The sequence below is a fragment of the Streptomyces sp. NPDC048248 genome (assembly GCF_043201875.1).
Taxonomy (GTDB): Bacteria; Actinomycetota; Actinomycetes; order Streptomycetales; family Streptomycetaceae; genus Streptomyces.
This window is the reverse complement of sequence record NZ_JBICZL010000002.1, coordinates 338,994-360,706: the sequence shown is the minus strand read 5'-3', so window position 1 is coordinate 360,706 and position 21,713 is coordinate 338,994. Positions and strand designations below refer to the sequence as shown.

The following is a 21,713-nucleotide window of genomic DNA, read 5'->3' as shown; positions in this document are numbered from 1 at the left end:
CGCGACTGCCAACGGCCGATCCGGAGGGCGCCGATGCCTACCGCATTTCCCCAGGGGACCCAGCTGTCCCAGGAGACTCAGAGGTCCCACGGAGCTCAGGGTTCCCCGGGGGCCGTTCCCGTCCCCACTTCGCCGCGGCGACGGGAGCGTGAAGGCGGACGGCACGGCCGGGCGTCCTTCCCCGAGTCGGCCGCCGACTCGGCGATACGGTCCCGTCTGATCCGGCTCGCCGCCGTCCCCGGCCTCCTGGTCGCCGCCACCTGCACCGCCGTCACCGCATTCGTCGTGCAGGCCGGCGGCGCCACGCTGACCAGCCGTGAGTGGGCGGTGCTGCTCGGCGGACTGGCAATGATCTGCGTCATCGTGCTCACCGCCGGCGCCGCCGCCAACTCCGAGGCGCGCGCCACCGTCGCGCGCTACGCCCGGCTGCGGCAGGTCTGCGCCCGCAGCCAGGCCGACCTGTACGAGCTCCTGGACCGGGTACGCCAGGGCGAATGGCTCCAGCACCGCGAGCCGGACGCGACGCTCGCACCCACCGGTGACACCCTCGACCTGCTCGCGCACGAGGTGGCCGCCGCGGGCCGGGCGGCCGAGTCCGCGGTGATCGACGCCGTCGCCATCGCGCGCAACAACGCCACCGGCAGCGAGCAGAAGGTCGAGGTCTTCGTGAACCTCGCCAGGCGGCTGCAATCCCTGGTGCACCGCGAGATCGAGCTGCTTGACGAGCTGGAGAACCAGGTCGAGGACCCGGACCTGCTCAAGGGCCTCTTCCATGTCGACCACCTCGCCACCCGCATCCGACGGCACGCGGAGAACCTCGCGGTCCTCGGCGGCGCCATCTCCCGGCGCCAGTGGAGCCGCCCGGTCACCATGACCGAGGTGCTGCGCTCCGCGATCGCCGAGGTCGAGCAGTACCCGCGGATCAAGCTCGTGCCGCCGATCGAGGGCACCCTGCGCGGGCACGCCGTCGCCGACGTCATCCACCTGCTCGCCGAACTCGTCGAGAACGCGTCCCTCTACTCCGCCCCGCAGACCCCCGTACTGCTGCGCGCGCAACTGGTCACCGCCGGCCTCGCGGTAGAGGTCGAGGACCGCGGCCTCGGCATGTCAGCGGAGGAACAGGCGCGCATGAACGCGCTGCTCGCCGACCCCGAACACGTCGACGTCGCCGAGCTGTTGAGCGACGGGCGGATCGGCCTCTTCGTGGTCTCCTCCCTCGCCCGCCGACACGGCATCGTGGTGCGCCTGCAGAGCAACATCTACGGCGGGGTGCAGGCCGTGCTGATCCTTCCCTCGGGCCTGCTCGGCACGGAGTCGGCGGATCTGGAGCCGTTCCGTGCGGGGTCGCCGGACTCCGACCCGGTCCGCGAGCACGACGGCGGGTACCAGGAGGCGTACGGCCTCCGTCACGAGGTGAGCCGGGACCGGGACGCGCTCTTGGGTCCGGCCCCCGATCCGTCGCTCGAAGGGCCGCCGCGCGACTTCGGCGCCCCTGCCGACGGTGGGCCCGAGAGCGCACCCACCCGGCGCCGGCTGGTGAGCGCGGCCTCCCCTGCCGCGGCACCGGCCCCGTCGACCGAACCGGCCCCCGATCGGTACGCCCCCGAGCAGCCGCCACCGCCGCTGCCCACCCGCTCCGTCGACCGCACGGCGGCCCACGCCCACACCGGGAGCACCGGACACACCACGGGGAGCCACGCCAGGACACCCGCCGCACCTCACCAGGAGCCCTACCTCCGCGATGCCGCCGAGGCGGCCTCCGCTCCCGCCCACCCGGCTGCGGGCACCGCCCACCCCGCCCAGGACGACCGCCCCGCCGACCCCGGCCCGGTGCTGCTCCCGCCCGCGCCCCCGGCGGACAACGCGGCCCGGCCGCTGCTGCCGCGCCGGCGCAAGCAGGAGCACCTCGTCCCGGAGCTGCGCGGCGATCCGATCCTGCCGTCCGCGGAGCGCCGCTCGGGGCCGGAGCCCGAGCACGACCCCGGTCTGATGGCCGCCTTCCGGCGCGGTGTGAGCCTCGCCGACGAAACCTATGAAGCCGGAAACACCGCAGGCCAGGGCGTTGACTTCAGCAGCCTTGGCGGCAACGACCTGCTCTATGACCGTGACCGAGACGCCCCGATGGCCCGCCCACGAGGAGACGACCACAACCATGGTGAGTGATGTGCACACGCAGCCCCAGGCGCAGCTGCCGGGAAGCCAGCACACGGACCTGTCCTGGCTGCTGACCGGACTCGTGCAGCGCGTGCCGCATGCCCGCAGTGCGCTCCTGCTGTCGTCCGACGGCCTGGTCAAGGCCGCCCATGGCTTCGACCAGGACAGCGCCGACCACATGGCGGCCCTCTCCTCCGGCCTTTACTCCCTCGCCCGCAGTGCCGGAGCGCGCTTCGGGGAGGGCGATGACGTCCTGCAGGTGGTCGTCGAGCTGGAGACGACGTTCCTGTTCGTCTCCACCGCGGGCTCGGGTGCCTGTCTGGCCGTGCTCGCCGGGCGGGAGGCCGACGTGGCGGTGCTGGGCTACGAGATGGGAATGCTCGTCAAGAGCGTCCGGCCGTACTTGTCCACCCCCGCGCGACACCAGGCATCGGCGGGCGGTCGCTGACCATGGGGTTGCGTCGCCGACGGCGGCAAGGGGGCCAGGAGTCACCGTGGTACGACGACGCGGCGGGCCGGCTGGTCCGCCCGTACACCATCAGCAACGGCCGGACCCGCCCCACGGCGCACTTCGATCTGCTGACCATGGTGATGGCCACCGGACGACGGCCCGCCACCTGCCAGGGGCCGGACTACGCACAGGTGTTGGGGCTGTGCGGCGGTCCGGTCTCGGTCGCCGAGATCGCCGCACACATACGGCTGCCCGCCGTGGTCACCAAGGTGCTCCTCGCCGACCTCGTCGACTGCGGAGCGCTCACCGCGCGGGCTCCCGCGGCCGTTTCGGCAGGGCCCGCGTCCCGGACCGACCGAGCCCTCCTGGAGGCGGTGCTGAATGGACTTCGCAAACGACTGTGACCCCGTGACCCCGGGGGACACCACGCACGACCCGTTCCCGACCGCACTCAAGATCCTCATCGCGGGCGGCTTCGGGGTCGGCAAGACGACCTTCGTCGGAGCGGTGAGCGAGATCGAACCGCTCAGCACGGAGGAACTCCTCACCCAGATCAGCGTCGGCACCGACGATCTGGCCGGTATCGAGGGAAAGAACACCACGACCGTCGCCATGGACTTCGGGCGGATCACCCTCAGCCCCGAGCACGTCCTCTATCTCTTCGGGACGCCGGGACAGGAACGCTTCTGGTTCATGTGGGACGAGCTGTCCAACGGTGCGCTCGGCGCGGTCATCCTCGCCGACACCCGCCGCCTGGACCAGTGCTTCGCGGCCGTCGACTTCTTCGAGCGCCGCGGCATCCAATTCATCGTCGCGGTCAACGAGTTCGACGGCTCCTACCACTACGAACCCGACGAGGTCCGCAGCGCGATGGACCTCTCCCCGGACGTCCCCGTCGTGATCTGCGACGCCCGCCAGTGCAGCTCGGCCACGCACATCCTGGTCTCGCTCGTCCAGCATCTGCTCACTCCCGTCCTCGCCGCGACCCCGGAGCTGCCATGAACCACCCCGCCTCCCGCGCCTCGTACACCGCCTACGACCCGACGCGCCATCTGCTGCTGACGCCGCAGGACGACGAGGCGCCGGCGCGTGTGGCGCGGCTGCGCGCGCTGGGGATCGGTGAGTCGCCGCTGCCCGCGTTCGACGAGTTCGCGCGCAAGCTCGCGCGCACCACCCGGGCGCCGTACTCCATGGTCAACTTCATCGACGAGGAGCGGCAGTACTTCGCCGGGCTCTATACGCCCGCACAGGACCAGGCCATCGAACTGGGGCCGGCGCCCGCCAGTGCGCAGCCGGGCCGGGTGATGGCCCGCGACCACGGCTACTGCCCGCATGTCGTCGTCCGGCGCAAGGCGCTGGTGCTGGAGGACGTCTGCGACTACCCGCGGTTCGCGGGCAATCCCGTCGTGGACGAGATCGGTATCCGCTCCTACCTGGGCGCCCCGCTCATCGACCGTACGGGCATGGCGCTGGGCACCGTCTGCGTCGTGGACCTCGAACCGCGCCCGTGGGGGCGGGAGGGGCTGGAGACCATCAAGTCGATGGCCGCCGAACTCGTCGAGCAGATCCATCACATGGAGCGGCAGCAGGCCGACGCGCCCTGACGGCTCGGCCCGCGCCGCGAGGGCGCGGAACCGGGCCGGGTGGCCGGACCCCGCAGGCCGTCGGCTCGATGCCGGCGGCCTGCGAGCTGTTGCGGGCCGGTTCGCTCATCTCAGGCGGGCGAACCACGAACTCTTCTGCGTCGGCGCGGTGCGCTGGGCGGGCACCGTGGCCGGGGGTTCCTCCTCGGGGCGCTCCGACGGCTCCAGACGCAGCACATCCGCCAGGCGACTCGACCACTCGCCCTTCGCACGGCCGAGCGCCAGCTCGCCCAGCCGCAGCAACTGGATGTCGGAGGTGCCGGCCGGCGCGAAGATGTGGTGCGCGTCGCGGAGGAAGCGCTCCACGGGCCGGTCGGTGAACAGGCCGCACGCGGCATGGATGTCCATCGCGTCCTGCGCCGACTCCAGCGCCGACTCCACATTGACCAGCTTGGCATTCATCAACTCGGCGTCGCACGGCTCGCCCCGGTCCAGCAGATGGACGGCGTGGTACGCGGCGAGGCGGGCGAGCAGCAGCCGCGACTGGATACGCCCGAGCTTGAGCTTGATGGTGCCGAGGTCGGCGAGCGGCTTGTCGTAGCGCTGCCGCTCGGTGCAGAATCGCGTCGTCTCCTCCAGCACCGCTTGGTGGATCCCGAGCGACACGGCGGTCAGGTTCGGCCGGCCGTACAGCACGCTGGAGGAGTAGGCGACGGAGAGACCGTCGCCCTCCCTGCCCAGCAGATTGGCGGCGGGGACACGGCAGTTGTCGAAGAACAGCTCACCGAAGCTGAAGCCGTGCAGCCCCATCGCCGGCCGCTGCTCCCCGACGCGGAAACCCGGGCGGTCGGACTCCACGAGGAAGGCCGACAGCCCGTTGGACCCCTCGCCGGTGCGGACGACCACGCCGTGCAGATCGCCGACATGGCTGTTGCCGACGTAGATCTTGCGGCCGTCGATGACGTAGTCGTCGCCGTCGCGGACCGCGGTGGTCGTCATGCCCAGCACATGGCCGCCGGACTGCGGTTCGGTCACGGCGATGGTCGGCAGGCAGTCGCCGGACGCCACGGCCGGCAGCCAGGTCTTCTTCTGCTCCTCGGTCCCGAAGTGGACGATCTTGGCGACGCCCAGCTGGGATGCCTGCACCATGGCGCCCATCGCGGCGCTGACCCGCGAGATCTCCTCGATGATGAGCGTCTTGGCGACGTGTCCCGCACCCATCCCGCCGTAGGCGCGGTGCACGGTCGCGCCGATCCACCCCTGACGCGCGATGCGGCGCGAAAGGTCATGGCAAACGGTTCGGCTCGCCTCCATCTCCGCAATGCGGGGGCGGACCTCGCTCTCGGCGAAGTCCCTCACCCGCTGCCGGAGCGCTTCATGCCGCCGGTCGGTGAAATAGCGATGCAAGACGAGCCCTCCTCCGCGTTCCTCCCGCGCCGGTCGCTCCCGCCCTCGGGGCGGCACCACCGGTGGTGCCGCCCGAAGCCCTTTCCGTTCCGTGATCCGGTGCTCACCGTGCGCAATACCCGTTGGCATACCTACTGCGCGACGCATAAAACATCAACTGGTGGCATTGGTACGCGGAGTTGAAGCGTGCGGCACATGCGCACCACCCCCCTGCTCAGCGAGGGTGGAGAGCGCTTCCGGAAGGGCCCGAAGTCGCGCCACCCCACGCCTCCCCGGCGGTCCACGGAGCGCCCTCGACATCAGTGCGCGGCGTCGCAGCAGGTCTCCCTGCGCTGCTGCCGTCCCACCTCCAGCCAGTCGACGGACGCCTCCGGGCGCCCGGCAGCCCTGGTGGACCTCGGTGTCTCCCGGCGGCCTGCGGGCAGGGGGAAGGTGCCGACCAACTCCCGCTGCGAGAAGAGCCGTCCGCCTCGCAGCACCGCCGAGGTGCGCACCAGCGAGTCGAAGTCGGTGAACGGATCGCCGTCGACCAGGGTCATATCGCCGAGCTTGCCGACCTCGAGCGTGCCGAGATCCCGTTCCGCACCGAACATCCTGGCGGGCAGCGTGGTCGCGGTGCGCAGCGTCGCCGGCACGCTGAGGCCGCCCCGGTGCAGCGCCCGCAGGCACAGGTGCAGCCCGAGGCCCACGGGCGACAGGGGCTGGTCCGTGCCCAGCGCGACCACTCCGCCGCGGGAGAGCACTCGCCGGTAGACGGCCACTTCCGTCGTGATGTCGGCCAGTTGCGCGGGGGTCGGCCGGTGTCCGGCGCCCTCCTTCACGAAGGCGGCGTCCCAGGGCGGCATCAGGGTCCCCACCCGGTCGTCATCGGCCAGTGCCGGATCGTCGCCGAGCAGGGCGGCAGCCGAGAACGGGGTGGCGACCAGGCTGAAGTCGGTCGCCGCGTAGACCTCCTCCACGTCCTGGTACGCGTGCCCCGCCGAGGACACCGCGTGCCCGAACTCGGCCCGTTGCGTCGCCTGTAGATGGGTCGTCAGGTCCTGTCCCAACTGGACGCCCGGGGTGAGCAGATGGCTGCCGGCCCGCACCCCCAGCTCGTGGTGGGCGAAACGTGCGGCCTCCTCCATCACCCAGCCCGGAGCGCGGACGTAGGTCTTGACGAAGTCCCAGTCCAGCGCCGCGCCACGCTCCAGCGAACGCCGCAGTCCGGCGCGGGTGCGGTGGGCGCGTCCCATGCTGTACGCGACCCGTCCGCCGTCCAGCAGCTCCCCGCAGGTCAGCAGTCGCGGCCCGGCGAGCGCACCGGCCGCCACGGCCTCGCGGACGCGGGCCTGTTCATAGGAGAAGCCGCCGCAGGAGATCGCGGTGGTGATGCCGTACGCCAGCTGCAGGGCGGTCTGCCGCCCGCCGTAAGTCGTCTGCCAGGGGTGGGTGTGCGCGTCCCAAAGGCCAGGCAGCACGGTCTGCCCGGAGGCGTCCACCCGGCGGGCCGTCCCGGCGCCGGACCGGCCGGCCCGGTGCGGGGTGACCGCGGTGATCCGCCCGTCCCGCACCACCACGTCGACGTCCTCGCGCACCGCGTCTCCGGTGCCGTCCCAGAACCGTCCGGCGTGGACGACGACGTCCCGGGCGCGGGTCCTGCGGTGGTCGAGGGTCACCGGCACCGTGCGTGTCGCGCCGTCGGACAGTTCGATCAGCCGCAGCTTCCCCGCCGAGAGGTACAGCAGCGTCCGGGAGTCGCCCGACCAGGACGGGTGGTCGGCGCTCTCGTCGGTCAGCCGGCGCGGAGCACCGTCCGGTGTGCCGTCGGCCCGAACCGGCAGCACCCACAGCGCCGACTCGGCGATCACCGCCATCCAGCGACCGTCGGGCGACCAGACGGGCCCGGAGTCGTAGCGGTCGGCCAGGGAGACATGCTCGGCGAGTGCGTGCAGCCGGCCCTTGCCGGTCTCGCTGTCCACGACCCGGATGACGTTGTAGCCCTCGCGGAAGCGGTGGTTGAGCCGATTGCGGTCGCAGAACGCGAGGTGGTGTCCGTCGGGCGACCAGCTCGGGCGACCGGGCAGGCCGCCGCTGCCCAGCGGTGTGGCCAGTACCTTCTCGGTCCCTGTGGCCACATTCCGTACGACGAGATTGCCCGACATGTCGAGCGCGGCCAGCCGCCCGCCGTCGGGCGACAGCGCCGGCTGCACCCGGCCGCCGGTGGCCAGCACCGTCTCCTCGCCCGAAGCCATGTCGCGTCGTCGGACCGCGAACAGCCCGTCCCGGTCGTCCGAATACAGCAGCGACCGGCCATCGCGCGACCAGCTCGGCGCGAGGACATAGCGGGTGGCGTCGGCCCGGACGATCCTGCGTGGCGCGCCGCCACCCGAAGTGGGTTGTACCCAGAGCGAGTTGAGGGCAGCGAAGGCTACCGTGCGGCCGTCCGGGGAGAGCGCAGGCAGATGGACACCGCGCACCGGCCGGACCGCCGTGCCTTCGAAGTCGTAGTCCTTGACGCGGTAGCGGGGCCGCTCCAGCGGCAGCCGGGCCGAGAACGGGATCGTCTCGATCCTGTCCGGTGCGTTCACCCGCACCACCGAGAACTGTCCGCCGACCGTCAGCAGCAGCTCGTCCCGGGACACCCAGCGCGGCGGCACCGGCTCCACGTCGCCGTCGACCGCGACGCGCTCACCGTCCACCACGAGGGTGCAGGTGGGGCTCGGGTAGTCGGTGGTGCGCAGGTAGGCGAGCCGCCCGGTGGGGGAGAGGGCCGGCACCATCACCTTTGCGGCGGCCGCCTCGGTGTGCTCGGTGCGCACCGGGCCGGAGCCGTCGGCGGGCACGGACGCGACGGTCCGCGAGACCAGCGCGGCGGGTGCGCCGGCTGCGGCTGTCGCCTTTCCCCTGACGAAGGTGATGCGGGTGCCGTCCGGTGACCAGCAGGGGTCGAAGTCCTCCCAGGCACCGTCCTGGTGGGGCCCGTCCTGACCGGGCAGCCCGGTCACCCGCGTCAGCCTTGAGGTCCGCAGTTCCAGTACCCAGATCCGGTACGGACTGCCGGTCACTGCGTCGCCACCCCGCTCGGAGGCGAACGCGAGACGGGTGCCGTCGGGCGACCACGCGGGCCCGCGGTCGTCCCACGGGCCGTCGGTCAGTTGCCGGAGCCCGGAGCCGTCGGGGCGCAGCGTCCACAGGTGGAAGCCGCCCCCGCGGTAGGCGCAGACCGCGATCAGGCGGCCGTCGGGGGAGTGCACCGGACGGGTGGGCTCCAGGTCGGGCGGGGTGAGTGCCACTGCCTCGCCACCGGTGCGCGGCGTCGACCACAGCACGTTCTGGATCTCCGCGACCAGCCGGTCACCCGCCGGGGAGAGCGACCCCGCGCCGTTGGTGGCGGCGGTGAAGGACAGGGCGGCACCGGGTTTCCCGACCGGTTGCGCGGACGCGGTGGGAGCGGAGATACCGGCCAGCCCCGCGGCGGCCGCGGCCGAGGCCGTGCCTTGGAGGAAGCTGCGGCGGGACAGCGGCGACGGGATGCGGGACGAGGGGGAGCGGTCCGTGGAGTCCAACGATCCTCCTGCGACAGGGGGTTGTGGCTTTGGCGCCGGGAGTGAGCGGCCCGATCGTGTCATGTCGGGCGCCGGCCGGGGCGGACATCGCCAAGCGCGCCCCTTGGCGCACCGTCACCGCGAGGGAGAGAGTGGGCGCGGACCGCTATCGACGACCAGTCAGCCACGCCCGGCAGTCAGGAGACCGACGCCATGCAGGCCATGCAGCAGGACTTCCACCACGCCCCCGACGGGGCCGGCATCGCCACCTACACCTGGCTTCCGGAATCCGGCCGGCCGCGCGCCCTGGTGCAGATCGCCCACGGCGCCGCGGAGCACGGCAGGCGCTACGACCGCTTCGCGCGCTTCCTGGCCGGTCACGGCTACGGCGTGATCGCCTCCGACCACCGTGGCCACGGAGCCACCGCGGCATCCACCGGGGGCCGCGGTGTGGTCGGAGCGGACGCCTGGCGTGCGATCGTCGCCGACCTCAAGGCCATCGGCGACCACGCGGCCGCCGCACACCCCGGCGTGCCGCTCGTCCTCCTCGGCCACAGCATGGGCTCGATGCTGGCCCGCGACTACGCGCAGGAGTACGGCGCCGACCTCGCCGGACTCATCCTCACCGGCACCTTCCGCACGCTGCCCGGCACGGAGATCGACACGGCCGTCGCCGAGCTGGAGGCGGAGATCGCCGAGCGGGGCCGCACCGCCCTGTCCGGCTTCATTCCGCGCACCTTCAGCTCCTTCAACGACGCGTTCCCCCATCGCACCGGCTTCGAATGGCTCTCCCGCGATCCGGCCGAGGTGGACCGCTACGCCGCCGACGACGACTGCGGCTTCCCGTTCTGCGCGGGCCTCGTCATCGACTGGGTGCGCGCCATCCGCAAGCTCAACGACCCCGCCCACCTCGCCCGCATCCCCCGTGGGCTGCCCGTCCACATCGCCGTGGGCGACCAGGATCCCTGCCACCAGGGGATGACCCTGGTCTTCGAACTGCTGGAGGATTTCCGCTACCTCGGCACCCGCGACCTGACCTGGAAGGGCTACCCGGAGGCCCGCCACGAGATCCTCAACGAGACCAATCGGGACGAGGTCCAGGAGGATCTTCGCGCCTGGCTCGACAAGCACGTCTGAAGCACCGCCGTACGGCCGCCGTCCCGGGGGCGGGGCCTCTCGCGGCGGGGTCCGGGGGCCGGGCGGAGCTCGGGGGCACACGCCTGGCGGTGCATGGCCCCGAAGTGCGCCGTCCTCCCGGCCCGCCGCGGTCAGATCTGGCCGGGCTTGAAGACGTCCTGTTCGATGAGGATCTTGTCGATACGGGCCTTGTCGACCCGGTTGGTCACCTCTTCGACCTCCTGCCGGTCGCGTACGCACTTGGCCAGCGTGAACGCCGAGGACACCACGAAGACCAGACCCAGCGCGAGGAACCCGCGCTCCCAGGGACCCACCGGAAGCTTCATGATCCCGATCATCAGGGCCGCCAGCGACAGCCCGAAGGAGATCGCGGCCTGGACGAAGAAGGCCGTGGTCGTCGGCCGCTGAATCGATGGAGTAGTCATGCGCGTAGCGTGGCGGGGCGGTGACTGCGCCGCATGAGTACAGGTACTCATCCTCGCCGGCCCCCGACGCCGCGCTCCGTCCGGATATGGCAGCACCCACCCTCTGACATGCGGTATTGTTCTCGTGCGCGGTCGGTCCGGGATTTCCCGGCCGGAGCGAGGCAACGGGACGTGGCGCAGCTTGGTAGCGCACTTGACTGGGGGTCAAGGGGTCGCAGGTTCAAATCCTGTCGTCCCGACGTTGTTTCTGTAGGTCAAAGGCCGTTTCCCATTATGGGAAGCGGCCTTTGACGTAGGTTGATCGCTCCCTGTGGGGAGTGGCCGTTGTTCGTACCTCAAGGCGCCACTCGCCCCCGATGCGCTCTTCGCCCGAACCGGCCGACGTGGCCGGGCGACGCCGTCGCCTCGCCCTGCTTGCCTCCCCTGCCGACGCATGGCCCGGCCCGAGGGGCCGGAAGCGCAGGGATTCGGCCACCGTTTTCGTGGCGTGTTCGCGACAAACCCGACCATGGGGACTGCCTGCGCCACCGGCCCTGCCGGGGTGGCGACGCCCATGACGCCGATGCGCCCGAGCCGCAGGCGAAGGTGGTCGAGTGCGCCACCTTCGGCAATTCCGCCGCGACCGTGCGACGTTCCGCACCCAGCCGGCCCTGGTCCGCCGGGCTCGCATTCCGCCCTTCGGCGGCTGCCGTTGGGTCGTACGGCCGTCCGTGCGGTGCTCAACTCCCGGTTAAGTTCGCCCCCTCTCACTGTCCGTATGTGGACTGGTGCAGCGTGTTCCTCACATGAAAGGATGAGTGAGGCGGTTCCGGTTGCCTTAACTGCGCGTTGGGCGCGACCGACGGGACCGCCATCCCGGCGAGTGCTCTGGGGACCAGGGGTGCGGCGTCGGTTCGAAGCGTGGGAGTCCGAGGGACGGTGGGCATGACTGTGGGGGGCGAGGGCGGGCCCGGGACGACGGGCAGCGCGCTCGCGGAACGGCTCAATCATCTCTTCGCGAACATGCACCCGCCCGGCGCTCCGTATACCAACGCCTTTGTGGCCGAGGAGATCAGCGGCGGGACGCAGGAGTACGGCGGGGCCAGGGTGACCGAGCAGTATCTGTCGATGCTGCGCAACGGCCGGCGGACGAACCCGAGTCCGGAGCTGCTGCGCGCGCTCGCCAAGTTCTTCGCGGTACCGGTCGGTTACCTGCTGGGGGACCTCTCGCAGCCGCAGGCGGCCCGGGTGGAGGAGGAGGTCCGCTTCCTCGCCGCCATGCGGGACTCGCGGGTGCGCGCCATCGCGCTGCGCTCGGTCGGGCTGCCGCCGGAGGTGCAGGACAGTCTGACGACGATCATCTCCCAGTTCCGGCAGCAGATGAACCTGCCGGCCGAGCTGCCGGAGCACGGTGGTGATCAGAGTGGCGAGTGAGCTGGTGGGGACCGCCGAGCGCGATCAGATCTTCTACGCGTGGCGGCGGAACGGAGACGAGGGCGGAACGAGCATGCGAGTGGGGCAGATACGCAGGCGGTGCAAGCAGCTCATCAAGGAACTGGAGCTGCCCGCCTCGACCGATCTGCGGGGGATGTGCGACATCGTCGCGACGCGCGTCGAACGGCCCGTCCACATGGTGCCGATGAGCCTGGGCGGCGTGGTCTCCGGAATGACGGCGGCCACCGACGACGCCTACTGGGTCTTCTTCGAACTGCGGACCTCTCCGTGGCACCAGGCGCACATCGTGCTGCACGAGTTGAGTCACCTGCTGCTCGGACACGGCCAGGACCCGGCCGTCACCGAGGACGCGCTGCGGATGTGGACGCCGTCGGTCGATGTCGCCACCGCGATGCGGCGGATGGGCCTGACGATGGGCTTCGCCCGCCACCACGGCTACGACAAGCTCGCCGAGCGGGAGACCGAGGTGCTGGGCACGCTGCTGATGGAGCGGGTGGTGCCGTCGGCCGGGGAACGCGAGCTCCCCCTGGAGGGGCAGGCGGCCGAGCTTGCGGCTGCCCTCGGCCCCGCACTGCAGCACATCCGGCGCCGGCAGGACGGTCCGGACGTCCCGGCGGACGCGGAAAGCGCCGGCGGCGCAGTGGACGCCGTCGCGGAGGGTGACGGCAGCGCTGACCTCGGCCCGGCCGAGGACGGGGGACCGCGTGTTTGACCTCATCTATCTCGGCTTCGGGGCGGCCGCGTGGGCGATCGTCGCGTACAAGGCCGTCGCGTGGTTCAAGGACCGCGGCAACGCCGACCTGGGGCTCGCCTGTGTGATGACAGCCGGAGTCGCGACGGTCTTCCTCTTCTCCGCGCCCAGCCTCTACCGCGGGTTCGACCGGCTGGTCGGCGTGGCCAACCTCGCCATGGTCTTCCTCTACTCCTCCGTCGTGGTGTTCGCCGCCGGAGCCCTGGTGCTGCTGCTGCGCTGGACGGCCGGCGACGGCGAGGCCGCGCGCGCCCGCGCCCGCTCCCGGGCACGCGCCGCCGTCGGCGGGGTCGCCGTCCTGTGGGCGGTGGCCGTCACCGGCTTCGCGGTCGGGCGACCGGACGCCGTCGAACACCCCCGCGACTTCAGCACCGCCTACACCGACTCACCCGGAGTCATGCTCTTCCTGGTGCTGTATGTGGCCATCTTCGGCTCCAGCCTGGCGGGCCTCGGCACTCTGTGCCCCCGCTACGCCGCCCGGCTCGGCGGCTCGTGGCTGGCGCGCGGCCTGCGGATCCTGGCGGCGGGCTGCTGGCTCGGTCTGGTCTACTGCGCCTGCAAGGTGATCGGCTTCGCGCTGTCCTGGGCGGGCCACGAAGCACTCTGGCTCTCCAACGGTGTGGCCCCGTTGAGCGCCTCGGTGGCGGCGCTGCTGGTCCTCGCCGGCTTCGCGCTGCCGGCCGCCGGGCCCCGCGCCGCGGCCTGGCGGCGGCTGCGCCGGCTCTCCCCGCTCTGGCGGACCGTCACCGCCCAGAGCCCCGAGGTCACCATGGAGAGCTCGGCGTGGTCGGTGCGGTGGCCGTTCGCCGACCTGGAGTGGCGGGCCAACCGGCAGATGGCGGAGATCCGCGACGTCCAGCGCGGTATCCGCAGCTTCGTGGAGACCGACGCCGTCGACGTCGCCCGGGAGCGGGCCCGCACCGTCTCGCTGGACGACCGCCAGCTGGCGGCCGTCGCCGAGGCCGCCGCGCTGCGGCGCGGGCTGGAGAACCGCTCGGTGGGCCATGTTCCCGCCCTCGGCGCCGACAGCGTGGTGGTCGACAAGGGCGGCGAGCCGGTCGAACCGGCCGACGAATACGAGCACTTGGCGCTGGTGGCGGACGTCTACCACTCGCCGCTGGTGGAAACGGTGCTCACCGAGCTGCGGCAGCGCAGCGCCATGGTCCGCGGCTGAACAGCCGCTGCACGGACGGGGGTGGCCCGGCACGGGGGTCCGGGCCACCCGCGTTATCCGGGGCGGCGCCTGCCCTTACGGGTGGGCGCCGCCCCGTTCCGAACGTCCCTCCCCGCACCGATCCGGGCCCGGCCCCGCGCACCCGGGCAGGTGCGGGCCGCGTCTAGAGTCGGACCTCATGCAGAACACCGCCGAGTCCGGCACCGACGCCCCCATCGACGTGACGCCCCTCCTCGACGATCCCCACAGCGCGTACGCGGAGCTCCGCGAGGCCGGCCCCGTCCACCGCATCACCGGCCCCGACGGGCAGCCCGCCTGGCTGGTCACCCGCTACGACGACGTCCGCAGTGCCTTCGCCGATCCACGGCTCTCACTGGACAAGCGCCATGCGGCGCAGGGGAGTTACCGCGGTTTCTCCCTGCCGCCCGCGCTGGAGGCCAACCTGCTGAACATGGACCCGCCGGACCACACGAGGGTACGGCGCCTGGTGGCCAGGGCCTTCACACCGAGACGGGTGGAGGCCCTGCGTGGGCCTGTCGGGCGTATCGCCGACGAACTGCTGGACGCCATGCAGGCGCGGGGCCGCGCCGATGTGATCGCCGCCTACGCGGGGCCGCTGCCGATCGCGGTGATCTGCGATCTGCTCGGTGTCCCGGAGCGCGACCGGCGCGACTTCCGGGCCTGGACGGACGCCCTCATCACTCCCGACCCCACCCGGCCGCACCTGATGAAGGAGGCGATCGGGGCCATGCTGGCGTTCTTCACCGCACTGATCGCCACCAAGCGCGCCGAGCCGGGCAACGACCTGCTCTCGGATCTGATCGCGGTGCGTGAGGAATCGGCAGCGGAGCGGGAGGGAATGGATCAAGACTTCTCCGGAGCGGCCGGGCCCGGTGACCGGCTCACCGAGGACGAGCTGACCTCCCTGGCATTCCTCATCCTGTTCGCGGGATACGAGAACTCCGTCCACCTCATCGGCAACGCCACGCTCGCCCTGCTCGACCAGCCGGAGCTGTGCGACCGACTGCGCCGCGATGCGAACGAACTCCCCTCTTTCATCGAGGAGTTCATGCGTCACGACGGCCCGGCGCCGCTCGCCATCCGCCGTTTCCCCACCGAGGATCTGACCATCGGCGGCGTACGCATCCCGGCCGGGGAGACCGTGCTGCTTTCGATCGCTTCCGCGAACCGTGACCCGGAACGCTTCCCCGAGCCGGGCGCTCTGGACCCCGGCCGGGACGTCTCCGGGCACCTCGCGCTGGGTCACGGCATCCACCGCTGCCTCGGTGCGGCGCTGGCCCGGATGGAGACCGAGATCGCGCTCGGCGCCCTCATCAGGCGCTTCCCCGGCCTGCGGCTGGACGTCCCACGAGCGGATCTGCGGCATCGGCGGACCCTGCGCGCGCGTGGCCTGATTTCGCTCCCCGTGGCCTGGTAATCCGAAAACGAACAAAGATTTGAGGCATAACCGTTCCCTGATGCGGTAGAAAGGTCATTGAGCCCGCCCGGTGTGCATCCCCCGTCGCACCGGGCGGGTCCTTCTTTGCAGACGCGACACGCCGGGGCGGAGCGAGGCGCTTCGTCCGTCTGGCGCACCTGCGCTGCGGGCGGCGGTCGCCCTTCTTAGCGTGACGGCATGGCAATTGACGCTCTCTCGTCCAAGAAGGCCGGTGCGCTCGCCCTGATCGCCACCGCCGCTGTCTCCCTGACCTCCATACCAGCCGTGGCCCAGCCGGAAGGGCGGGCGGCCCGTCAGGCCACCCCGGTCCGGGCCGAGGTGCAGATCACCCCCGACGCCCCCGACCTTCCCCAGGGCCTGTCCGCCCGGGCCTGGACCGTGGCCGACGCCGACAGCGGCGATGTGCTGGCGGCCAAGGACGCCCACCGCAAGCTGGCCCCCGCCAGCACTCTCAAGACGCTGTTCGCGCTCACCGTGCTGCCGAAGTTCGCGGCCGGTTCGGTCCGTCAGGTCAGCGCGGGTGACCTGGAGGGCATCGGCGCGGGCAGCAGTCTGGTCGGTATCCGCAAGGGCAAGCGCTACAAGGTCGCCGACCTGTGGCAGGGAGTCTTCCTGCGCTCCGGCAATGACGCGGTGCACGTACTGGCCGCGATGAACGGCGGCTGGGACGCCACCGCCCGGGAAATGCAGCGGACCGCCCGCAAACTGGGCGCCCGGGACACCACCGTGAAGTCGCCGGACGGCTACGACGCCCCGGGCCAGGTGTCCTCGGCGCACGACCTGACCATCTTCGCGCGGGCAGGGCTCGCCAACGAGGACTTCGCCACCTACTGCTCCACCGCACGTGCTCAATTCCCGGGCCCGAACGGCACCACCGAGATCGAGAACACCAACCGTCTGCTGGTCGGCTCGCACGGCCTGACCCGCTACCCCGGCATCATCGGCGTCAAGAACGGCTACACCACCAACGCCGGCAACACGCTGATCGCGGCCGCCCGCAGAGGCGGCCGCACGCTCGTGGTGACCGTCCTCAATCCGCAGTCCAAGGCGACCAACGCCGTCTACACCGAAGCCCGTTCGCTGCTCGACTGGGGCTTCAGCAGCGCAAAGAAGGCGCGTCCCGTCGACTCGCTGCACATCGTGCACGCCCAGCACGCCGCCTACGCCCACGGCGCCGGCCCCGGCCAGGTGAACGCCGGGGCCACCGACATCGGCTCCCGAGGCACCTGGTACTCGGCCCTCGCACCGTGGGCCTACGGAGCGGGCTCCGCGGCACTGGCGGCGGGTGCCGTGTTCCTCCTGCGGCTCCGCGGTCGCGGCCGCACCACACCGCCGGGAGGAACCTCGTAGGCGTCCGGCTCCGCGGGCGCGGAGCCGGACGTCATCCGCGGGCGCGGAGCCGGACGTCATCCGCGGGTGTCGGGGCCGGCCCCGGCCCCGCCGCCCGCGGGGCGCAGGCGTGGCGCCGTCTCGGCCGCCGGTACCGGACCGCTCAGGCGTCCGGTCAATTCGCTCGCCCAGGAGATCAGTTCGCCGATGCCGATGCCGTACGGCGGTTCCTCGGCATAGGGTCTGATCGCCGACGCGCCCCGGTCGAGCAGGGCCGCGGCGCCGGAGACATTGCCGCGCGCCGCATGGGTGAGGCCCACCGCTAGCTGCGCGAGCCCGCGCCACAGCTCGCGCTCTTCCTCGGGCGCCGCCTTCCAGGCGTCTTCCAGCACTTCGTGCGCGTGGAACGGCATTCCCGCGTCGAGCAGCCGCTGCGCCTCGGTCAGCGATTCCCCGGGCGTACGCGGCACACCCTCCGGCTGCCGTGCCACGCCGGGGGAGCCGTACGGCAGTGGGCGGCCGAGTCCGTCACGCGGACGGGCGTTGCGGGCCCGCCCCTCCTCGTCACGGTCCCTGCCGCCCGCGGGTCGGCCGGGGCCGCCGCGGGTGGGAGCGGACTCGGGTCCGGCCTCCTCGCCGGTGGCCACGGCTTGGCCGCCTTCGTCGGTGCCCGCGCCACAGTGCTCGCACACCTCGCTGTCGGGCCGCTCGCGGATCTTGCCGCAGGCATCACACACCTGGTCCAGCCAACAGGCCGGATCGCCGCCCTCCTCCCGGCCCGGCGCCATCGGGGGGCGCTGCGTGTCGTCCGCCGCTGCGTCGTGCGCACCGGCCTTGCCCTGGGCTTCCTCCGCGTCGCTCACCCTTCGATTGTGCGCCGCGGGCCGTGCCCGCGTCGTAAGGGGGGCCGATTCGGACACGCCCTAGGGGAGGCGAACCGGCGAGGAGGCGTCCGGGACGCGCAGGGACGGGGCGCCGCCGCCGTCCGCCGGGACGGTCCAGATGTCGGAGGCCCTGCCGTCGCGTCCCGGCAGGGCGTAGGCAAGGGTGCGGTCGTCCAGCCAGGCCGCCTGGTCGTCGACGCTGCGGGTCTCGGCGAGCGGGCGCTCGCGCAGGGTGCGCAGGTCCAGGACGTACAGCCGCCAGGGAGCGGTGGCGCCACCGCGGACCCGCTTCTTGAACGCGAGGCGGGTGTTGTCGGGGGAGAGGGACGGACACTCGACGTTCTCGCGGACGGTGTGCGCCGACCAGGTCCGCATATCGCCCTCGACGAGATAGGTCTTCCTCTTCGTCGAGACGGTCGCGTAGAAGCGGTTGTCGTCGCGGGCGAAGCTGACGCCCCAGTAGTTGACGTCGGGCGAGTGGTAGCGCCGGCCGCCGAGGGTCAGCGGGATCTCCTCCATGTTCTTGACGAGGTAGCCGGTACGGGTGTCCAGGATCGAGGTGCGGGTGGAGAAGGCGGTCGTGGCGTAGGAGTCGCCGGTGGCGAACATCGTCCAGGACACCATCCGGCCGGAGGCCGAGACCCGGGCCCGGTTGGGGATGCCGGTGAGGGCGATGCGCCGCTTCTCGCGCAGCCGCCGGTCCAGGACGACGGCGTACGACTTCGGCGGGATGCCGGGGCGGCGCTGCAGACACAGACCCGTGCCGCCCGCCGCGTGGAATCGCTCGCAGACGGGGCCGCCGGTGGTCCGGCGGACCGCCCCGGGAGCGTCGGCAGGAGCCTGGTGCCCGCCGGCCGGTGCCGGCAGCCGCGCCACCTTGCCCGATCCGGCGCCGGTGCTGCGGAAGTACAGCGCGCCGTGGTCGAGTCCGAAGGCGGAGGCGGAGGCGGAGGCGGTGTCGGCGGGCTCGGCGTGCCGGGCGGCGCGCATGGTGTAGCCGACGGCGACGGTGGTCAGGACCACGGCGGCGACGGCCACGGCGGCGATCCGGGCGCGCAGCGACAGCCTGGCCGGCCGGGGCGGCCCCGGTGCCTCGTCGGGCTGCGTCGGAGCGGGAAGGCCGGGGCGGGTCGGTCCGGTCGGCGGATTCATTTGCGGGCGGGCGCCCTTTCCGTGCGGGGGAGGAGGACGACGGCGGCGGTCAGCGCCGAGGCCAGGGCGACGATGGCCGCGATCAACGCCGGGCGGGCGTCCCAGAGCGTCCAGGCGGCGCCGAAGCCGGCGGCCGCCAGCAGCCGGCACAGCGCCTGGCCCGTCTGGAGCAGCGCCATGCCGCTCGCGCGTCGCGCGGCGGGCAGTACCGGTCCGGCGAGCGCCATCAGCACGCCGTCGGTGGCCGCGTAGAACACCCCGAGCAACACCAGGACGCCCACCAGGAGGACGGGGCCCGCGCCGGTCGTCGCCAGCAGGAGGTAGCCGGTCAGCAGAGCCGCGTGCCCGCACAGGAAGGGCACCCGGCGGCCGATGCGGTCACCGAGCCGCCCGGCGGGCACCGCGAGCAGCAGATAGACCGCGGCGGCGCCGAGCGGGAGCAGCGGGAACCAGCTCACCGCGAAGTCCAGCCGGCGTTGCAGCAGCAGATAGAGGAAGGCGTCGCCGATGGTCGCCGAGCCGAGCAGCGCCGCCGCGGTGAAGACGCGGCGGAACGCGGGGTCGCGCAGCGGCGCGAGCAGCCGTACCCGCTGGCCGGGCGCGGGTGGTACCGGCTGGTGGACGGGGAGCGCGGCCCGGCCGGGCACGAAGGCGATCAGCAGCAGGACGCCGAGCAGCCCGACGCAGAAGCTCACGACGAACACCGCGTCGTAGGCGTCCGCGGTGAGCCACAGCAGGGCGAAGGCGGCGAGCGGCCCGAGCAGGGCGCCCGTGGTGTCCATGGCGCGGTGCACGCCGAAGGCCCGGCCGAGCGCGTCCGGTGGTGCGCTGAGCGAGATGAGCGCGTCGCGCGGGGCGGTGCGCACGCCCTTGCCGATACGGTCCGCGGCGAGCGAGGCGCCGATGCCGACGGTGCCGCCGCCCGCGAGCAGCAGGCCGAGGCGGGACAGTGCGGAAAGCGCGTAGCCGGACCCGGCGACGAGTTTGTGCCGTCCGCCGCGGTCCGCCGCATGCCCGCCCAGCAGTCGTACCAGCGCGGTGACGCCGTTGTACAGGCCGTCGAGGAAGCCGAACTGGAGTGGTGAGAGGCCGAGTTGGAGGACGAAGTAGAGCGGGAGCACGGCGGTGACCATCTCCGAGGAGATGTCGGTGACGAGGCTGACCGCGCCGAGGGCCAGTACCGGCCCGCCGACGCGGCCGCGCGCCACCCGTGTCGCCGTCGCGGCCGCGTCCGTGGTCGCGAGATACATCGGTCAGGCCCGTGGGTCCCGTTCCGCCGGGCTCAGTGGCACTCGTAGGACGGGCTGCTGTCCTTCGTGTCGCCGTCGACCCCCACCAGGTCCCAGGAGAAGCCGGTGTCGGTGAAGTTCAGCTTCACCACGCCGAAGGTGTCGGTCAGCCTCTTCTCACTGTGCGGCTGCACCTCTTCGATCTTGTACGGGTTGGCGCCGCCCATGCCGCCGAGGAGTTCGACCAGACCTGCCGGGTCGGCGTCGCCGTCCGGGTCCTGCGGCGCGAAGCGCTCGTAGTGGTGGTCGTGGCCGTTGAGGACGAGCTCGGCCTTGGCGTCGTACAGGATCTTCCAGACCGGACGGCTGACGGGGTCGTTGCCGTGCTCGCCGGAGGAGAACAGGGGGTGGTGCCAGTAGGCGGCGACGCACTTCCCGGAGTTGGCGGCGAGGTCGGCCTTGAGCCAGTTGAGCTGCGTGCTGTCCAGGGAGTTGGAGTCCAGCGCGACGAAGTGCCAGTTGTCCTGGTCGAAGCTGTAGTAGCTCTTGCCGTCGGGGAAGGCGACGGAGCCGAAGTACGCCTTGTAGCCCGCGAGTTCGCCGGCCGGGTCGTAGGTCTCGTGGTTGCCCGGGGCGGGGTGCGTCTTGCTCTTGAACGTGCCCCAGCTCGTGTCGTAGTACCTCGTGAAGTCCTTGAGCCGGGCGTCGTCGTACTGGTTGTCGCCCATGGTCAGGACGAACGCGGGGTTGATCTGCCGCACCAGCGCAGCCGTTCGGGGGTGCTCGCACTCGCTGTCGTCGGCGGTGCACCGCTCGGCGATGTCGCCCGCGGCCACGACGGTGAATCCGGCGCCGCGTGCGCGGTCGGAGGCGGCGTCCGCGCGGCCGGCCGGCGACCAGAGCAGCACGCCGCCGACGAGCGCGAGGGCCGCACCCGCGGCGGGTACCCCTGAGCGGGGGTTGAGCAGAGCCTTCTTGGCGCGGGGGGTGGGCGTCATATCCGTCTCCTGGGTCGGCGTGGGGAGCCGTCCCGAGGAATCCTGACGGGCGATCATGTACGCGTCAAGAACATCTCGTGTCATGGTTAGGAAGCTTTCCTAACCTGACGCCCCGCCCTGTCGTGCCGCCGGGCTTCTACGCCTCGGGGGCGGTGTGGAAGCAGAAGTGATCCTTGATCTGCGCCACCTCGGGATGCGGCTCAGGGTAGGCCCACGCGATGTCCTGCGGGCCGCCGGCGAGTGACCAGTAGGAGGCGGTGCCCTTGAAGGGGCAGAACGTGTGCGTCTCGGACGGCGTCAGCAGCTCGGTCCTCACGTCCTGCGGTGGCAGGTAGTACCGCACCGGATAGCCGGTCTCGGTCAGCAGGAGCGGGCGGGAGCTCTCCGCCAGCAGCCGGCCCTCGATCTCGATGCGGAGGTGGTCGGTGCCTTGCGTGATCTCGATGCGGTGTCCTCGTCCGGCTGCCACGATCGTCGCTCCTCGCTCGGCGGTGAAAGGCTTGCTTCCCAGGATCGCACCGGGCGGGGGGGGGGGGGGGGGGGGGGGGGGGGCCCCCCCCCCCCCCCCCCCCCCCCCCCCCCCCCCGCCACCCGCCCCGCCCCCCCCCGCCCCCGCGCG

General features: G+C 72.2%; 19 protein-coding genes and 1 tRNA gene. 12 read left to right on the top strand and 8 right to left on the bottom strand.

Annotation, left to right across the window (positions count from 1 at the left end):
- Positions 1 to 33 precede the first annotated feature (33 nt).
- The 5 genes from ACGFZW_RS04775 to ACGFZW_RS04755 are packed head-to-tail and all read left to right on the top strand — an operon-like array spanning position 34 to position 4,209.
- Positions 34 to 2,163 carry a sensor histidine kinase gene (locus ACGFZW_RS04775; RefSeq protein ID WP_393891576.1) on the top strand — a complete coding sequence of 710 codons (2,130 nt, stop codon included), beginning with the start codon at positions 34 to 36 and terminating at the stop codon, positions 2,161 to 2,163.
- Positions 2,153 to 2,602 (top strand): roadblock/LC7 domain-containing protein, encoded by a 450-nt coding sequence (locus tag ACGFZW_RS04770; protein WP_393891575.1) that lies wholly within the window; start codon positions 2,153 to 2,155, stop codon positions 2,600 to 2,602. Before ACGFZW_RS04775 ends, ACGFZW_RS04770 begins: the two co-directional genes overlap by 11 nt.
- A 2-nt stretch (positions 2,603 to 2,604) precedes the next feature.
- On the top strand, positions 2,605 to 3,009 hold the full coding sequence (locus ACGFZW_RS04765) for a DUF742 domain-containing protein (RefSeq protein WP_393891574.1): 405 nt from the start codon (positions 2,605 to 2,607) through the stop codon (positions 3,007 to 3,009).
- Entirely contained in the window at positions 2,987 to 3,607 is a 621-nt protein-coding gene (locus ACGFZW_RS04760; protein WP_393891573.1) for an ATP/GTP-binding protein, read from the top strand. The genes ACGFZW_RS04765 and ACGFZW_RS04760 overlap by 23 nt, the downstream gene beginning before the upstream one ends.
- A complete protein-coding gene (locus tag ACGFZW_RS04755; protein WP_393891572.1) occupies positions 3,604 to 4,209 on the top strand; it encodes a GAF domain-containing protein in 606 nt (201 codons plus the stop codon). The genes ACGFZW_RS04760 and ACGFZW_RS04755 overlap by 4 nt, the downstream gene beginning before the upstream one ends.
- Before the next feature lie 105 nt (positions 4,210 to 4,314).
- Here the strand turns inward: ACGFZW_RS04755 and ACGFZW_RS04750 are convergent, their stop codons facing one another.
- Positions 4,315 to 5,595, bottom strand: coding sequence for an acyl-CoA dehydrogenase family protein (locus tag ACGFZW_RS04750; RefSeq protein WP_393891571.1), 1,281 nt, complete (start codon positions 5,593 to 5,595; stop codon positions 4,315 to 4,317).
- Positions 5,596 to 5,894: 299 nt separating this feature from the next.
- Positions 5,895 to 9,143, bottom strand: a complete 3,249-nt coding sequence (locus ACGFZW_RS04745) for an amidohydrolase family protein (RefSeq protein WP_393891570.1) — start codon at positions 9,141 to 9,143, stop codon at positions 5,895 to 5,897.
- A 192-nt stretch (positions 9,144 to 9,335) separates the two neighbouring features.
- Here ACGFZW_RS04745 and ACGFZW_RS04740 point away from each other — a divergent pair, with 192 nt between their 5' ends.
- Complete coding sequence (locus tag ACGFZW_RS04740; RefSeq protein WP_393891569.1) at positions 9,336 to 10,259, top strand: alpha/beta fold hydrolase; 924 nt, start codon at positions 9,336 to 9,338, stop codon at positions 10,257 to 10,259.
- A 131-nt stretch (positions 10,260 to 10,390) separates the two neighbouring features.
- Here the strand turns inward: ACGFZW_RS04740 and ACGFZW_RS04735 are convergent, their stop codons facing one another.
- Positions 10,391 to 10,684 carry a YiaA/YiaB family inner membrane protein gene (locus ACGFZW_RS04735; RefSeq protein ID WP_393891568.1) on the bottom strand — a complete coding sequence of 98 codons (294 nt, stop codon included), beginning with the start codon at positions 10,682 to 10,684 and terminating at the stop codon, positions 10,391 to 10,393.
- Positions 10,685 to 10,849: 165 nt separating this feature from the next.
- Between ACGFZW_RS04735 and ACGFZW_RS04730 the strand changes: the two genes are divergently transcribed.
- The 6 genes from ACGFZW_RS04730 to ACGFZW_RS04705 all read left to right on the top strand — a co-directional run bounded on the left by ACGFZW_RS04730 (position 10,850) and on the right by ACGFZW_RS04705 (position 16,852).
- Positions 10,850 to 10,923, top strand: a tRNA-Pro gene (locus tag ACGFZW_RS04730).
- Between the two features lie 685 nt (positions 10,924 to 11,608).
- A complete protein-coding gene (locus ACGFZW_RS04725) occupies positions 11,609 to 12,097 on the top strand; it encodes a helix-turn-helix domain-containing protein (protein ID WP_393891567.1) in 489 nt (162 codons plus the stop codon).
- 79 nt (positions 12,098 to 12,176) lie between these two features.
- The gene (locus ACGFZW_RS04720; protein ID WP_393891819.1) at positions 12,177 to 12,830 is read left to right on the top strand and encodes a hypothetical protein; all 654 of its coding nucleotides are present in this window, start codon (positions 12,177 to 12,179) and stop codon (positions 12,828 to 12,830) included.
- A complete protein-coding gene (locus ACGFZW_RS04715; protein WP_393891566.1) occupies positions 12,823 to 14,043 on the top strand; it encodes an MAB_1171c family putative transporter in 1,221 nt (406 codons plus the stop codon). The genes ACGFZW_RS04720 and ACGFZW_RS04715 overlap by 8 nt, the downstream gene beginning before the upstream one ends.
- A gap of 178 nt (positions 14,044 to 14,221) precedes the next feature.
- Complete coding sequence (locus ACGFZW_RS04710) at positions 14,222 to 15,481, top strand: cytochrome P450 (RefSeq protein WP_393891565.1); 1,260 nt, start codon at positions 14,222 to 14,224, stop codon at positions 15,479 to 15,481.
- Between the two features lie 198 nt (positions 15,482 to 15,679).
- Positions 15,680 to 16,852, top strand: coding sequence for a D-alanyl-D-alanine carboxypeptidase family protein (locus ACGFZW_RS04705; RefSeq protein ID WP_393891564.1), 1,173 nt, complete (start codon positions 15,680 to 15,682; stop codon positions 16,850 to 16,852).
- 56 nt (positions 16,853 to 16,908) lie between these two features.
- On the opposite strand, the gene ACGFZW_RS04700 is transcribed toward ACGFZW_RS04705, so the two are convergent.
- From ACGFZW_RS04700 to ACGFZW_RS04680, 5 genes are all read right to left on the bottom strand, one after another.
- A complete protein-coding gene (locus ACGFZW_RS04700; RefSeq protein WP_393891818.1) occupies positions 16,909 to 17,478 on the bottom strand; it encodes a DUF309 domain-containing protein in 570 nt (189 codons plus the stop codon).
- 276 nt (positions 17,479 to 17,754) lie between these two features.
- Positions 17,755 to 18,867 carry a TolB family protein gene (locus ACGFZW_RS04695; protein WP_393891563.1) on the bottom strand — a complete coding sequence of 371 codons (1,113 nt, stop codon included), beginning with the start codon at positions 18,865 to 18,867 and terminating at the stop codon, positions 17,755 to 17,757.
- Positions 18,864 to 20,117, bottom strand: coding sequence for an MFS transporter (locus ACGFZW_RS04690; protein ID WP_393891562.1), 1,254 nt, complete (start codon positions 20,115 to 20,117; stop codon positions 18,864 to 18,866). Before ACGFZW_RS04690 ends, ACGFZW_RS04695 begins: the two co-directional genes overlap by 4 nt.
- A 32-nt stretch (positions 20,118 to 20,149) precedes the next feature.
- On the bottom strand, positions 20,150 to 21,094 hold the full coding sequence (locus ACGFZW_RS04685) for a metallophosphoesterase family protein (protein WP_393891561.1): 945 nt from the start codon (positions 21,092 to 21,094) through the stop codon (positions 20,150 to 20,152).
- Between the two features lie 136 nt (positions 21,095 to 21,230).
- Entirely contained in the window at positions 21,231 to 21,563 is a 333-nt protein-coding gene (locus ACGFZW_RS04680; RefSeq protein ID WP_393891560.1) for a DUF427 domain-containing protein, read from the bottom strand.
- Positions 21,564 to 21,713 lie beyond the last annotated feature (150 nt).

What these genes read in the sequence shown, in the direction of transcription:
- ACGFZW_RS04775 (WP_393891576.1), top strand. Translation starts at nt 34, where the DNA reads ATGCCTACCGCATTTCCCCAGGGGACCCAGCTGTCCCAGGAGACTCAG.
- ACGFZW_RS04770 (WP_393891575.1), top strand. Translation starts at nt 2,153, where the DNA reads ATGGTGAGTGATGTGCACACGCAGCCCCAGGCGCAGCTGCCGGGAAGC.
- ACGFZW_RS04765 (WP_393891574.1), top strand. Translation starts at nt 2,605, where the DNA reads ATGGGGTTGCGTCGCCGACGGCGGCAAGGGGGCCAGGAGTCACCGTGG.
- ACGFZW_RS04760 (WP_393891573.1), top strand. Translation starts at nt 2,987, where the DNA reads ATGGACTTCGCAAACGACTGTGACCCCGTGACCCCGGGGGACACCACG.
- ACGFZW_RS04755 (WP_393891572.1), top strand. Translation starts at nt 3,604, where the DNA reads ATGAACCACCCCGCCTCCCGCGCCTCGTACACCGCCTACGACCCGACG.
- ACGFZW_RS04740 (WP_393891569.1), top strand. Translation starts at nt 9,336, where the DNA reads ATGCAGGCCATGCAGCAGGACTTCCACCACGCCCCCGACGGGGCCGGC.
- ACGFZW_RS04735 (WP_393891568.1), bottom strand. Translation starts at nt 10,684, where the DNA reads ATGACTACTCCATCGATTCAGCGGCCGACGACCACGGCCTTCTTCGTC.
- ACGFZW_RS04725 (WP_393891567.1), top strand. Translation starts at nt 11,609, where the DNA reads ATGACTGTGGGGGGCGAGGGCGGGCCCGGGACGACGGGCAGCGCGCTC.
- ACGFZW_RS04710 (WP_393891565.1), top strand. Translation starts at nt 14,222, where the DNA reads ATGCAGAACACCGCCGAGTCCGGCACCGACGCCCCCATCGACGTGACG.
- ACGFZW_RS04705 (WP_393891564.1), top strand. Translation starts at nt 15,680, where the DNA reads ATGGCAATTGACGCTCTCTCGTCCAAGAAGGCCGGTGCGCTCGCCCTG.
- ACGFZW_RS04695 (WP_393891563.1), bottom strand. Translation starts at nt 18,867, where the DNA reads ATGAATCCGCCGACCGGACCGACCCGCCCCGGCCTTCCCGCTCCGACG.
- ACGFZW_RS04690 (WP_393891562.1), bottom strand. Translation starts at nt 20,117, where the DNA reads ATGTATCTCGCGACCACGGACGCGGCCGCGACGGCGACACGGGTGGCG.
- ACGFZW_RS04685 (WP_393891561.1), bottom strand. Translation starts at nt 21,094, where the DNA reads ATGACGCCCACCCCCCGCGCCAAGAAGGCTCTGCTCAACCCCCGCTCA.